The organism is Arthrobacter sp. 05T420 (assembly GCF_056396305.1).
Map to the genome: position 1 here is coordinate 70,910 of NZ_JBFTLG010000003.1, position 14,125 is coordinate 85,034.

Sequence of the window (14,125 nt, forward strand, 5' to 3'; positions counted from 1 at the left end):
CCCGGAACGCATCAAGTGGCCCACCGCCGCACGGCTGCTGCGCCTGCTCCTGCCGCTGAGATGGCGGATGGCCGGTGTCATCGCCGCCACCTGTGCGTTCGTGACACTCAACGTTGCGGCCCCGAAAGTCCTGGGCGACGCCACCGACGTCGTCGTCGCGGGCTTCCTGGGCGGCTCCCTCGACGAGCAAGCCCTGGCCGAGCGGCTACTGGCGGTCTCTGCCATGTACGTTGGGGCGTCGCTGTTCAGCTGGATCCAGGGCAGCCTGACCGCCACGGCGGTGCAGCGCCTCAGCTACGGGCTCCGCGGCTCCGTGGAGCAAAAACTCCACCTGCTGCCGTCCAGCCATTTCGAGGAGCAGCGCCGCGGCGACGTGCTCAGCCGGGCCACGAACGACGTCGACAATATCTCCCAGGCGCTCAACCAGCTCCTGAATCAGCTGATCATGTCCATCCTCATGCTCTCCGCCGCACTCGCCATGATGCTGTGGCTCTCGCCCCTGCTGGCATTGATCGCTGTCCTGTCGGTACCGGTGTCCACGGCCATCACCGTGCTCGTGGCCCGGCACTCCCAGGCTCACTTCAAGGAGCAGTGGAGCAGCACGGGGGCACTGAACGCCCAGCTCGAAGAGTTCTTCACCGGGCACGAAGTGGTCAAGGCGTTCGGCCGGAAGGAGGCCTCGGCGGAGAGCTTCCGGGAGTGCAATGACAAGCTCACGCGAGCGAGCACCCGCGCCCAGTACTTGTCCGGCATCGTGCAGCCGCTGTTGATGTTTGTCGCCAACCTCAACTACATTGCGGTGGCCGTTGTGGGGGCGCTCCAGGTCACCGCGGGGGCGATGACCATCGGCGGCATCCAGGCCTTCGTCCAGTTCTCCCGCCTCTTCAGCCAGCCCGTGGGCCAGATCGGCGGAATGCTGAACCTCATGCAATCCTGCCTGGCCTCGGCCGAGCGCGTGTTTGAGCTGCTCGATGCTCCGGAAATCCCGCCGGACAGTGCCGTGCCGGCCGTTTCGGCCAACGGCGCCGGGAAGCTTCACCGCGCCGCCGCTCCGCGAAAACTCCACGTCCCGCGCAAATCCACCAATGGGCGCAAATCCCGTGCCCCGGGCAGGTCCCAAATCCCTACGAACTGGGGCGCTGTGGCGGGCCGGGTCACGTTCGAGGACGTCAGCTTCGGTTACAGCCCCGGCACCCCCGTAGTGAAGGACCTCTCCTTCACAGTGGAGCCGGGACAGACTGTGGCAATCGTGGGACACACCGGGGCCGGCAAAACCACCGTGGTCAACCTCCTGATGCGGTTCTACGAACTCGACTCCGGGCGGATCATGGTGGACTCGACCGACATCGCCACCATCCCGCGGGACGAGCTCCGCAGCGCCTTCGGCACCGTCCTGCAGGATGCCTGGCTGTTCACCGGCAGCATCCGGGAGAACATTGAATACGGCCGGCCCGGTGCCACCGAGGCCGACATCGTGGCGGCGGCCCGCGCCAGCCACGTGGACCAGTTCGTCAGGTCCCTTCCGGCCGGCTACGGCACGATGCTCGGCAACGACGGCGACTCGCTGAGCCGGGGCCAGCGCCAGCTCGTCTCGATCGCGCGGGCGCAGATCGCCGGGCGCAGCATCCTGGTCCTGGACGAGGCGACGAGTTCCGTTGACAGCCGCACCGAGGTGCAGATCCGGCATGCGATGGAGCGGCTGCGGGAAGGTCACACGAGCTTCGTGATCGCGCACCGTTTGTCCACGGTGCGGGACGCTGATCTAATTCTCGTCATGGACCACGGACGAATCGTTGAACACGGGACTCATCAGCAGTTGATGGCCAGGCTCGGACTCTACAAGGATCTGTACGAGGCGCAGTTCGCCGGTCGCGAACAGGTCCCGGCCGTCCAGGAGGCGGAACAGTGAGTCCCACGGATACCGCGGGGGAGCGTTTTCCCGGTGCCTGGCGGCCCAATCCTGCCAGCTCCGTGCCCCTCTTCGAACAGCTCCGGCTATATGTTATTGAACGCGCCGACAACGGCACCCTCGCGCCGGGCACCAGGCTTCCGGCGGTGCGGAGCCTCGCCGGCGAACTGGGCGTGGCACCCCACACCGTGGCGCGGGCCTACAAGGAGCTCGAGGCCGCCGGCGTCGTGGTGACGCGGGGCCGGAACGGCACCGTTGTGTGTGCCCGCGATGCGGCCTGGAGCTCGCTGTCCGCCGCAGCCGCCGAGTTCGCCGCGGCTGCCAAAGCCCAGGGCGCGAGTTTCGCCGAGGCTGTGCAATTGCTGGCCGCCGCTTACGACCGCCAGTAGCACATCCGGCGCTGCCCCTGACGCGCGGAATAGTTTTTCGAAGAAGTTTTCGATTAGCATTAGATTCGTGCCTAAAGCTGTAGCTGAAGATCCAGCCGTTGAAGTCCATTCCGCCGTCGAGTCGCTGGCAGCCCGGGATGCCGCCCTGTCCCGCCCCGTCGTGAAGCGTCCGGACATGACGCGACTGGTGGTCAAGGGCGCCCGCGAGCACAACCTGCGCAACGTGGACCTGGACCTGCCGCGCGATGCCATGATCGTGTTCACCGGCCTGTCCGGCTCCGGCAAGTCCTCCCTCGCCTTCGACACCATCTTCGCCGAGGGCCAGCGCCGCTACGTCGAGTCGCTCTCCGCCTATGCCCGGCAGTTCCTGGGCCAGGTGGACAAGCCCGACGTCGACTTCATCGAGGGCCTTTCGCCAGCGGTCTCCATCGACCAGAAGTCCACGAGCAAGAACCCGCGCTCCACTGTGGGCACCATCACCGAGATCTACGACTACATGCGCCTGCTGTGGGCCCGCGTGGGCCGGCCGTATTGCCCCGTCTGCGGGGAGCTCGTGACCAAGCAGACTCCGCAGCAGATCGTGGACCAGCTGCTCGAACTCCCGGACGGCACACGCTTCCAGGTGCTGGCCCCCGTGGTCCGCGGCCGCAAGGGCGAATTCGTGGACCTCTTCAAGGAACTCACCGCCAAGGGCTACTCGCGGGCCCGTGTGGACGGCGAGCTGGTGCACCTGAGCGATCCGCCGAAGCTGGGCAAGCAGTTCAAGCACACCATCGAAGTGGTGGTAGACCGCCTGGTGGTCAAGGACGGCATCAGCCAGCGCCTGACCGACTCCGTCGAAACCGCCCTCGGCCTGGCGGAGGGCCGCATTTTGGCCGAATTCGTTGACCTCGACGCGGACGACCCCGAGCGGATCCGGGCGTTCTCCGAACACCTCGCCTGCCCCAACGAGCACCCCCTGGCGATCGACGAGATCGAGCCCCGCTCCTTCTCGTTCAACAACCCTTTCGGCGCCTGCAGCGCGTGCAGCGGCATCGGCACCAAGCTGGAAGTCGATGAGGAACTCCTGATCCCCAACCCGGAGCTCTCGCTCTCCGAGGGCGCCATCGCGCCGTGGTCCCTGGGCACCGCCACCACGGAGTACTGGAACCGGCTGCTGGCCGGCCTCGCGGACGAGCTCGGGTTCTCCATGACGACTCCGTGGGAGAAGCTCGACGCCGACGTCCGGCAGACAGTCCTGCACGGCAAGGACCACAAGGTGGTGGTGCAGTACCGCAACCGCTTCGGCCGGGAACGCAAGTACAGCACCGGTTTTGAGGGCGTCGTCCAGTACGTCCACCGCAAGCATGCCGAGACCGATTCGGACTCTGCGCGCGACCGCTACGAGGAGTACATGCGCCAGGTCCCATGCCCGGCCTGCAACGGCGCACGGCTAAACCCTGCCTCCCTTTCGGTGCTGATCAACGGCAAGTCAATCGCCGAGGTCGCCGCGCTGCCGATGCGAGACTGCGCAGACTTCCTCGACAACCTCGTCCTCACCGGCCGCGAAGCCCAGATCGCCCACCAGGTCCTCAAGGAAATCCAGGCCCGGCTAACCTTCCTCCTCGACGTCGGACTTGAATACCTGAACCTGGAACGACCCTCCGGCACCCTGTCCGGCGGCGAGGCCCAGCGCATCCGGCTGGCCACCCAGATCGGCTCCGGCCTCGTGGGCGTGCTCTACGTCCTCGACGAGCCCTCAATCGGCCTGCACCAGCGGGACAACCGCCGCCTGATCGAGACCCTGACCCGGCTCCGGGACCTCGGCAACACCCTGATCGTGGTGGAGCATGACGAGGACACCATCCAGGAGGCCGACTGGGTAGTGGACATCGGGCCGGGCGCCGGCGAGCACGGCGGCATGGTGGTCCATTCCGGCTCCTACCAAGACCTGCTAAAAAATACGGCCTCGCTGACCGGTGACTACCTCTCGGGCCGGAAGAAAATCGAGATCCCCAAAAAGCGGCGCAAGTACGACAAGAAGCGCGAGCTCAAGGTGGTCGGGGCCAAGGAAAACAACCTCCTGAACATCGATGCCAGCTTCCCGCTGGGCCTCTTCACCGCCGTCACCGGCGTCAGTGGCTCAGGCAAGTCCACCCTGGTGAACGAGATCCTGTACAAAGTGCTCGCCAACAAGCTCAACGGCGCCAAGCAGGTGGCCGGCCGGCACAAGTCCGTTCAGGGCCTGGAGCACCTGGACAAGGTGGTGCACGTCGACCAGAGTCCCATCGGACGCACCCCGCGCTCGAACCCGGCCACCTACACCGGCGTGTTCGACCACATCCGGAAGCTCTTCGCCGAGACCACCGAGGCCAAGGTCCGCGGCTACCTGCCGGGCCGGTTCTCCTTCAACGTCAAGGGCGGCCGCTGCGAGGCGTGCTCCGGCGATGGCACGCTGAAGATCGAGATGAACTTCCTGCCGGACGTCTACGTCCCTTGTGAGGTCTGCCACGGCGCCCGGTACAACCGAGAAACCCTGGAGGTGCACTACAAGGGCAAGACCATCGCGGACGTGCTGAACATGCCCATCGAGGAAGGGGCCGAGTTCTTCGCGGCCTTCTCACCGATCGCGCGGCACCTCAACACGCTCGTCGACGTCGGCCTTGGCTACGTCCGGCTGGGCCAGCCCGCCACCACGCTCTCCGGTGGCGAGGCGCAGCGCGTGAAGCTCGCGGCCGAGCTCCAGAAACGCTCCAACGGCCGCAGCGTCTACGTCTTGGATGAGCCCACCACAGGCCTGCACTTCGAAGACATCCGCAAGCTCCTCATGGTGCTGCAGGGCCTCGTGGAGAAGGGCAACACGGTGATCACGATCGAACACAACCTCGATGTCATCAAGAGCGCGGACTGGATCGTGGACCTGGGCCCCGACGGCGGCTCGGGCGGCGGCCGGGTGATCGCTTCCGGAACGCCGGAGCAGGTGGCCAAGTCGAGCGAAAGCTACACGGCAACGTTCCTCGCCGAGCTCCTCGCCTGACCACCCGCCGGGGACCGTGCGGGCGGGAGAGAGCATGCTTTCGCCCGCACACGTCCCGCCCGCACGGGAATGCCTTCCCCCGACGAACCCGCCTGATGTATTCCTGAACGAGTATGCGAATTTCTGGCATCTCCACACTCGTGAGAAACTAAGCCGGTGACGCATACAACAGTGCCCGTGATCTTCGACCTTGACGGCACTCTTGTCGATCCCGCCGGGGGGATTACGGGCGGAATCGCCGCCGCCCTCACCGAACTTGGCCTGCCGGTTCCGGACCCGTCCCGGATGGACGCCATGATCGGGCCCAAGCTCAGCCACTCCCTCACGGAAATCGCCGGCGTCCCGGCCGCACTGCTGGCAGACGCAATCCGGATCTATCGCGCGCACTACGTTTCCACCGGCATCGCGCAGAGCCGGCTGTACCCGGGCATCCGCGACCTCCTCGAGGACCTCGTGGCCGCGGGACGCCCCATTGCCGTTGCCACCCAGAAGCCGGAAGGCCTCGCCCGCACCGTCCTGGCGCAGCACGGGATCGCCGGGCTCTTCCACAGCATCCGGGGCTCCGCCGCCGACGAGGCCGGCCCGGGAGCGGGCCCTGCTACCGAAGGCTCTGGCCCCGAAGACGCTGTACCTGAGGGCAAAGCCGATATCGTCGCTGCCGCCCTTTCTGACCTGGCTTCGGGGAACCCTGAGGCCGCCGGCCGTGCCGTCATGGTGGGGGACCGGGCGCAGGACGTGGCCGGGGCCGCTGCGAACGGACTGGACTGCATCGGCGTAGGCTGGGGTTTTGCGCCCGACGGCGAACTGCACACGGCTGGTGCCATCGAGGTCGTGCACAACACCACGGCGCTTCACGCGACGATCAACAGACTCTCCGAACGCCCGGGGACCCCAGCCCTGAACGAGGTGCACACCGATGGCAATGTTTGACGCAATCCGCTGGACCACGCGCGGGCTCATATCCTCCACGTGCCGTCCCACGGTCATCGGCCTGGAAAACGTGCCCACGGACGGACCGTTCATCGTGGCCCCGAACCATCTCTCCTTCCTGGACAGCGTGATCGTCCAGGCACTCATGCCGCGGCCCGTGGCATTCTTCGCGAAGGCCGAATACTTCACCACCGGCGGCGTCAAGGGCAAGGCTATGAAGTCCTTCTTCGAGGCCGTGGGTTCCATTCCGGTGGAACGCGGCGAGCAGGCTGCGAGCGTGCAGGCACTGAAGACGCTGCTGGACATCCTTGACTCCGGCAGGGGCGTGGGCATTTATCCCGAGGGTACGCGCTCCCGCGACGGCATCCTGTACCGCGGCCGCACCGGCGTCGGCTGGCTGGCCCTCACCACGGGCGCGCCCGTGATCCCGGTGGGCCTGATCGGGACCGAACACCTGCAGCCTGCGGACAGCAAGTCCGTCAAACCGCAGCACTTCACCATGAAGGTGGGCGAGCCGCTGTATTTCGAGAAGACCGGACCGGACCACTCCCTGCCGGCCCGCCGCCAGGTCACGGACCGCATCATGGACGCGATCGCGGAGCTGAGCGGCCAGGAACGCTCCACGAGCTACAACCAGAGCAAGTCGGCCGAATAGCGCACGCCACTCTGCTCTCCGCAGGGCGGGTGCCACGGCACCTCCGGCGGCTCAGTAGACTTGATGTGTGGCAGATCCAGCGAGTTACCGACCCCAGACGGGTGAAATTCCGACCAATCCGGGCGTGTACCGCTTCCGCGATCCGCACGGCCGGGTCATCTACGTCGGCAAGGCCAAGAACCTCCGTTCCCGGCTGAATACGTACTTCGCCAACCCTGCCGGACTGCTGCCCAAAACCTACGCGATGGTGCACACGGCCAGCAGCGTCGAATGGACTGTGGTGGGCAGCGAGCTCGAATCGCTGCAGCTGGAATATACCTGGATCAAGGAATTCACGCCCCGCTTCAACGTGATGTTCCGGGACGACAAGACCTACCCGTACCTGGCCGTCACGATGGGGGAGAAGTATCCGCGCGTCCAGGTGCTGCGTGGCGAGCGGCGCAAGGGGACCCGGTATTTCGGCCCGTACACCGCCGGCGCGATCCGGGACACCATGGACACCCTGCTGCGCGTATTCCCGGTGCGCAGCTGCAGCCCCGGGGTGCTGAAGCGCGCCCAAGCCAGCGGCCGGCCCTGCCTGCTCGGCTACATCGACAAATGTTCCGCGCCCTGCGTCGGCCGGATCTCCGCCGAGGACCACCGCGCCCTTGCCGAGGACTTCTGCACCTTCATGGGCGGCGAAGCCAAACCCTTCGTCAACCGGCTGGAACGGGAGATGGCCGCGGCAGTTGCCGAGCTCGACTACGAACGCGCGGCCCGGATTCGGGATGACATCGTGGCGCTGAAGAAAGTCTTCGAACGTAACGCCGTGGTCCTCGCCGAGGGCACGGACGCCGACGTCTTCGCCCTGCACGAAGACGAGCTCGAGGCGGCCGTCCAGGTCTTCCACGTCCGCGGAGGCCGGATCCGCGGCCAGCGCGGCTGGGTCGTGGAAAAAGTCGAGGACTCCACCACCCCGGAACTGGTCGAACATCTGCTCCAGCAGGTCTACGGCGAGGAAGCCGGGCTCCAGGGCAGGCTGCCCCGGGAAGTCCTGGTGCCCACCGAACCCAGCAACGCCCCGGAGCTCGCGCAATGGCTCAGCGGCCTGCGCGGGGCCCGGGTGGACGTCCGGGTGCCCCAGCGCGGCGACAAGGCGGCCCTCATGTCCACAGTCCGTGAGAACGCCGAGCACGCGCTCAAGCTCCACAAGTCCCGGCGCGCCGGCGACCTCACCATGCGCTCCCAGGCCCTGCAGGAAATCCAGGAAGCCCTCGAGCTGCCCGTGGCGCTGCTGCGGATCGAGTGCTTCGACATCTCGCACGTCCAAGGCACCAACGTGGTCGGCTCCATGGTGGTGGTGGAGGACGGCCTGCCGAAGAAGTCCGAGTACCGGAAGTTCGCCGTAACCGGAGCCGCCGCCACCGATGACACTGCGGCCATGCATGACGTGCTGACCCGCCGGTTCCGGCACTATCTCCAAGAGAAAGACGAGCAGGCTGCAGCCGCGGCCAAACCGGCACACCAGGCCGCGCTGGACGCGGCAGCCGCCGCTGCGATCGCAGACTCCACCACGCCCGCGCCGCGGAGCAAGTTCGCCTACCCGCCCAACCTCGTCGTCGTCGACGGCGGCAAACCGCAGGTCAATGCGGCGGCCCGGGCGCTGGCAGAGCTCGGCATCGAGGACGTCTATGTGGTCGGCCTGGCCAAACGGCTCGAAGAAGTGTGGCTGCCGGAGAGCGATTTCCCGGTGATCCTGCCGCGCGCCTCCGCCGGCCTGTATCTGCTGCAGCGGATCCGCGACGAGGCCCACCGCTTCGCCATCACCTTCCACCGGCAAAAGCGTGGCAAGGCCATGACGGCCTCGGCGCTGGACAGCGTGCCCGGGCTGGGGGAGTCGAAACGCAAGGCCCTCCTGGCCGAGTTCGGCTCCGTGAAGAGCATCAAGGCTGCCACGGAGGAAGAACTCACCGGCGCCAAGGGGATCGGTCCGTCCCTGGCCGCCGCAATCGTCCGGCACTTCAATGCCGACGACGGCGACGACGCCACAGTTCCCGCCATCAACATGACCACCGGTGAAATCCTCGACGCTTAGCTAGCGCCGCCAAACTTAGCTAGGGTAAAGACTTGGGAAACGCCCTGGCCGCGGCATCACCGCGGCCCGGGCGCAAACCTGATCGGAACAGCAAATCGCACAGGCAGAGATGGGGCTTCACTGATGGCAGAGTCGACGGCAGGATCCGAGACGGATGCGGACGGCATGACGCCCGTTAAACCCGTCGAGGCGGAACTGCTCGTAGTGACCGGAATGTCGGGAGCCGGCCGGAGCACTGCCTCGGACGCCCTTGAGGACCATGGCTGGTACGTCGTGGAAAACCTGCCGCCGCAGATGCTCGGCACCCTCGCCGAACTCGTCTCGCGGACACCGCACTCGATGTCCAAGCTCGCCGTCGTGATGGACGTCAGGAGCAAGGAACTGTTCGTGGACATGCGCGCGGCCCTCCGCGCCCTGGAAGCCACCGGCGTGACCTTCCGCGTGCTCTTCCTCGACGCCAGCGACGACGTCCTCGTGCGCCGCTTCGAGCAGGGCCGCAGGCCCCACCCGCTGCAGGGCGGCGGCCGGATCCTCGATGGCATCGCGGCGGAACGCGAACTTGTCCGGGAACTGAAGGACACCGCGGACATCGTCCTGGATACCTCCTCCCTCAACGTCCACGGTCTCGCCACCGCGATCACCGAGCTTTTCAGCGAGACCGGGCCGGTGGCGCTCCGGCTGAATGTCATGAGCTTCGGCTTCAAGTACGGGCTGCCGGTGGACGCCAACTTCGTGGCCGATGCACGCTTCATCCCCAACCCGCACTGGGTGCCCCAGCTGCGCCCGCACACCGGGCTGGACAAGGACGTCAGCGACTACGTGCTGGAAGCCGCGGGCGTCAGCGACTTCGTGGAACGCTACGTCCTGGCCCTGGAACCGGTTCTGGACGGGTACCGGCGGGAGAACAAGCACTACGCGACCATCGCCGTCGGCTGCACCGGCGGCAAGCACCGCTCCGTGGCGGTCGCCGTCGAGCTCTCACGGAGGCTGGCGCAATATCCGCGCGTCACCGTGACGACGACGCACCGGGACCTGGGCCGCGAGTAATGGCGCTGCTGACCGGCCCGCTGCCCCTTGTCCCGCCCGCCAGCGCGGCATTCGCCAGCCAGCAGGACAAGGGCCCCTCCGTCGTCGCGCTCGGCGGCGGCCACGGCCTCTCCGCCTCCCTGTCTGCCCTGCGGCTGCTGACTTCCGAGCTCACCGCGATCGTCACGGTCGCGGACGACGGCGGATCCTCCGGCCGGCTCCGTGAAGAGTACGGCGTCCTGCCGCCGGGCGATCTCCGCATGGCCTTGTCCGCGCTGTGCGATGACACCGACTGGGGCCGCACGTGGCGCGACGTCATGCAGCACCGTTTCGCCCCCGGTGCGGGCCGGGGCGGGTCCCTCGATGAGCACGCCATGGGCAACCTCCTGATTGTCACGCTCTGGGAGCTCCTGGGCGACACCGTTGGGGGCCTGAAATGGGCCGGCGCCCTGCTCGGCGCGCGCGGCGAGGTCCTGCCGATGTCCAGCGTGCCGCTGACCATCGAGGGCCAGATCCGGGTTACCGCCCCGGACGGCACCACAGCACTGCAGACGCTCAGCGGCCAGGCCAAGTGCGCGGTGGCAGGGTCCCTGGAACACGTCCGGCTCCTGCCGGAGAACGCTCCGGCATGCACGGAGGCGCTGACGGCGATCGAGCTGGCCGACTGGGTGATCCTCGGGCCGGGTTCCTGGTACACGTCCGTGCTGCCGCACCTGCTGCTGCCCGAAATGCGAGAGGCCCTCTGCCACACAGCCGCCCGCCGCTGCCTGACGATGAACCTCGCCACGGACACCAAAGAGACCGCCGGCATGACCGCCGCCGATCACCTCCGGGTGCTGCGCGAGTACGCGCCGGAGTTCACAATCGACGTCATCCTGGCCGACCCGGCGTCGGTCCAGGACCTGCCCGACTTCAAGGCGGCGGCAGGAATGCTCGGTGCCGAGGTGGTCTTGGGTAAAGTGGGGGCGTCTGGTCGCCGTCCGGTCCACGATCCGTTGCGGCTGGCGACGGCGTACCACGATATTTTCGGGAACAGTTAGGAAAGGTGCCATGGCACTGACAGCATCAGTCAAGGAAGAACTTTCCCGTCTGGATATTAAGAAGTCCTCGGTCCGCAAGGCCGAGGTATCGGCCATGCTCCGCTTCGCCGGCGGGCTGCACATCATCTCGGGCCGGATTGTGATCGAGGCTGAAGTCGACCTCGCCTCGACCGCCCGGCGGCTGCGCGCGGCAATCGCCGAGGTGTACGGCCACCAGAGCGAGATCATCGTCGTCTCCGGCGGCGGCCTGCGCCGCGGCAGCCGCTACGTGGTGCGCGTGGTCCGCGACGGTGAGGCCCTGGCCCGCCAGACCGGACTCCTGGACGCCCGCGGACGTCCCGTGCGGGGCCTTCCGTCAGTAGTGGTGAACGGCTCCGCCTCGGACGCCGAGGCCGTCTGGCGCGGCGCCTTCCTGGCGCACGGCTCGCTCACCGAGCCAGGCCGCTCCTCGGCCATGGAAGTCACGTGCCCCGGCCCCGAATCGGCCCTTGCCCTCGTCGGCGCCGCCCGCCGCCTCGGTATCCAGGCCAAGGCCCGCGAGGTCAGGGGAGTGGACCGCGTGGTGATCCGCGACGGCGACACGATCGCTGCGCTGCTGACCCGGATGGGCGCCCACGACGCGCTCATGGTCTGGGAGGAACGCCGCATGCGCAAGGAAGTCCGCGCCACGGCCAACCGGCTCGCCAACTTCGACGACGCCAACCTGCGCCGTTCCGCGCAGGCCGCCGTCGCCGCCGGTGCCCGCGTGGACCGTGCCTTGGAGATCCTGGGCGACGACGTCCCGGACCACCTCAAGTACGCAGGCGAGCTCCGGGTCGCGCATAAGCAGGCCAGCCTGGACGAACTTGGCCGCCTGGCTGACCCCGTCATGACCAAGGACGCCATCGCCGGCCGGATCCGCAGGCTCCTGGCCATGGCGGACAAGCGGGCCCAGGACCTCGGCATCCCGGGCACGGAAGCCAATGTGACGCCGGAGATGCTCGACGACTAGCCCGCCCCTAGAATCAACCCCGACCCTGAAAACACCACAGATAAATGCCGGGAATGGAAATACCCGGGAGCCGCGGCGGGTTGTTGCCGTTGGATCCCACCGTAAACTTCCGGATGCCCCGCATCCGGATGCACAATCCGAGAGTTACCGAACCGGACAACCCGTCCACGACATTGGAGGATTTTGTGACCGAGTACGTACTGCCACAGCTCGACTATGACTACGCAGCGCTGGAACCGCACATCTCCGCGAAAATCATGGAGCTGCACCACAGCAAGCACCACGCCGCCTATGTGACCGGCGCCAACAACGCCCTCGCCCAGCTGGCCGAGGCGCGCGAAAAGGGCGACTTCGCCAACATCAACCGCCTCTCCAAGGACCTCGCGTTCCACACCGGCGGCCACATCAACCACTCCGTCTTCTGGAAGAACCTCTCGCCGGACGGTGGCGACAAGCCCGAAGGCGAGCTCGCTGCGGCCATCGACGACGCGTTCGGCTCGTTCGACGCGTTCCGTGCCCAGTTCAGCGCCGCGGCGCTGGGCCTGCAGGGCTCCGGCTGGGGCTTCCTGGCGTACGAGCCCATCGGCGGCAACCTGGTCATCGAGCAGCTCTATGATCAGCAGGGCAACGTCGCACTCGGCACCACCCCGCTGCTGATGCTGGACATGTGGGAGCACGCCTTCTACCTGGACTACGTCAACGTCAAGGCCGACTACGTCAAGGCCTTCTGGAACATCGTGAACTGGGCCGACGTCGCCAAGCGCTTCGACGCCGCCCGCAAGAACGCGACGGGTCTCATTACCCTCTAAGCGGTGACGGAAGCGACTTCCGTTTGTAACAAACCTCACATTACGGGCGCTTTGGCCCGAAATGTGGACGGACTGCCCCTGCACTTGCGGGGGCAGTCCCGGTTAAACGTAAGATGGATCACGGAAGGCGGTTAGCCTTCAGCAATGTGGCTGGTCGCCCTCCGATCTGGTAATTATCTCTGCCCAATGGCGTGCGGGATCTGTTAGTTGGCTTGAACGCCTTCTCAACTAGTCGTGCTCGCAGGAGCACCAAGGAGACTGAAAACGTGACGACCCGTATTGGCATCAACGGCTTTGGCCGTATCGGCCGCAACTACTTCCGCGCCGCCCTCGCACAGGGCGCAGATCTTGAGATCGTTGCGGTCAACGACCTCACCAGCCCTGAAGCCCTCGCTCACCTCCTCAAGTACGACTCCGTGGGCGGCCGCCTGGCCGAAACCATTGAGGTCAAGGACGGCAACATTGTCGTCGACGGCAACATCATCAAGGTCCTCGCCGAGCGCGATCCGGCGAAGCTGCCTTGGGGCGAGCTCGGCGTCGACATCGTCATCGAGTCCACCGGCTTCTTCACGAAGGCCGCCGATGCGCAGAAGCACATCGACGCCGGCGCCAAGAAGGTCCTGATCTCCGCCCCCGCGTCGGATGAGGACATCACGATCGTGATGGGCGTCAACGACGGCCTGTACGACAGCGCGACGCACCACATCATCTCCAACGCCTCCTGCACCACCAACTGCCTCGGCCCGCTGGCCAAGGTCATCAACGAGGCCTTCGGCATCGAGCGTGGCCTGATGACCACTATCCACGCCTACACGGCCGACCAGAACCTGCAGGACGGCCCGCACAAGGATCTCCGCCGCGCCCGCGCCGCCGCCATCAACATGGTGCCCACCTCCACGGGTGCCGCCAAGGCAATCGGCCTGGTCCTGCCGGAGCTCAAGGGCAAGCTCGACGGCTACGCCATCCGCGTGCCCGTGCCCACCGGCTCCGCCACGGACCTGACCGTCACTGTCTCCCGCGAGACCACCGTCGCTGAAGTCAACGCCGCCCTCAAGGCAGCGTCCGAGACCGACGAGCTCCGGGGCCTGCTGACCTACACCGACGAGCCGATTGTCTCCTCGGACATCGTCGGCGACCCGGCGTCGTCCATCTTCGATTCGGGCCTGACCAAGGTGATCGGCGACCAGGTCAAGGTTGTGTCCTGGTATGACAATGAATGGGGCTACTCCAACCGCCTCGTGGACCTCACGGAGCTTGTCGCGTCCAAGCTGGGCTAGGGTAAGACT

11 protein-coding genes are annotated in these 14,125 nt (G+C 66.7%); all 11 read left to right on the plus strand.

From position 1 onward, the window contains the following. Positions 1 to 67: 67 nt before the first annotated feature. Positions 68 to 1,909, plus strand: coding sequence for an ABC transporter ATP-binding protein (locus tag AC1DEM_RS04320; RefSeq protein ID WP_476883434.1), 1,842 nt, complete (start codon positions 68 to 70; stop codon positions 1,907 to 1,909). After that, the gene (locus AC1DEM_RS04325; RefSeq protein ID WP_476883291.1) at positions 1,906 to 2,298 is read left to right on the plus strand and encodes a GntR family transcriptional regulator; all 393 of its coding nucleotides are present in this window, start codon (positions 1,906 to 1,908) and stop codon (positions 2,296 to 2,298) included. The genes AC1DEM_RS04320 and AC1DEM_RS04325 overlap by 4 nt, the downstream gene beginning before the upstream one ends. Before the next feature lie 67 nt (positions 2,299 to 2,365). Next, the gene (uvrA, locus tag AC1DEM_RS04330) at positions 2,366 to 5,314 is read left to right on the plus strand and encodes an excinuclease ABC subunit UvrA (protein WP_476883292.1); all 2,949 of its coding nucleotides are present in this window, start codon (positions 2,366 to 2,368) and stop codon (positions 5,312 to 5,314) included. A 156-nt stretch (positions 5,315 to 5,470) separates the two neighbouring features. Then, positions 5,471 to 6,244 carry an HAD hydrolase-like protein gene (locus AC1DEM_RS04335; RefSeq protein ID WP_476883293.1) on the plus strand — a complete coding sequence of 258 codons (774 nt, stop codon included), beginning with the start codon at positions 5,471 to 5,473 and terminating at the stop codon, positions 6,242 to 6,244. After that, complete coding sequence (locus AC1DEM_RS04340) at positions 6,231 to 6,899, plus strand: lysophospholipid acyltransferase family protein (RefSeq protein ID WP_377986804.1); 669 nt, start codon at positions 6,231 to 6,233, stop codon at positions 6,897 to 6,899. Before AC1DEM_RS04335 ends, AC1DEM_RS04340 begins: the two co-directional genes overlap by 14 nt. Before the next feature lie 67 nt (positions 6,900 to 6,966). Further along, entirely contained in the window at positions 6,967 to 8,973 is a 2,007-nt protein-coding gene (uvrC, locus tag AC1DEM_RS04345; protein WP_476883294.1) for an excinuclease ABC subunit UvrC, read from the plus strand. Positions 8,974 to 9,096: 123 nt separating this feature from the next. Next, on the plus strand, positions 9,097 to 10,020 hold the full coding sequence (rapZ, locus tag AC1DEM_RS04350; protein WP_476883295.1) for an RNase adapter RapZ: 924 nt from the start codon (positions 9,097 to 9,099) through the stop codon (positions 10,018 to 10,020). Continuing rightward, positions 10,020 to 11,039, plus strand: a complete 1,020-nt coding sequence (locus AC1DEM_RS04355; protein WP_476883296.1) for a gluconeogenesis factor YvcK family protein — start codon at positions 10,020 to 10,022, stop codon at positions 11,037 to 11,039. The genes rapZ and AC1DEM_RS04355 overlap by 1 nt, the downstream gene beginning before the upstream one ends. 10 nt (positions 11,040 to 11,049) lie before the next feature. After that, on the plus strand, positions 11,050 to 12,030 hold the full coding sequence (gene whiA / locus AC1DEM_RS04360) for a DNA-binding protein WhiA (RefSeq protein ID WP_377986807.1): 981 nt from the start codon (positions 11,050 to 11,052) through the stop codon (positions 12,028 to 12,030). A 185-nt stretch (positions 12,031 to 12,215) separates the two neighbouring features. Continuing rightward, positions 12,216 to 12,839 carry a superoxide dismutase gene (locus AC1DEM_RS04365; protein WP_277523724.1) on the plus strand — a complete coding sequence of 208 codons (624 nt, stop codon included), beginning with the start codon at positions 12,216 to 12,218 and terminating at the stop codon, positions 12,837 to 12,839. 266 nt (positions 12,840 to 13,105) lie between these two features. Beyond that, positions 13,106 to 14,116 carry a type I glyceraldehyde-3-phosphate dehydrogenase gene (gap, locus tag AC1DEM_RS04370; protein WP_476883297.1) on the plus strand — a complete coding sequence of 337 codons (1,011 nt, stop codon included), beginning with the start codon at positions 13,106 to 13,108 and terminating at the stop codon, positions 14,114 to 14,116. The last annotated feature ends 9 nt before the right edge of the window (positions 14,117 to 14,125 follow it).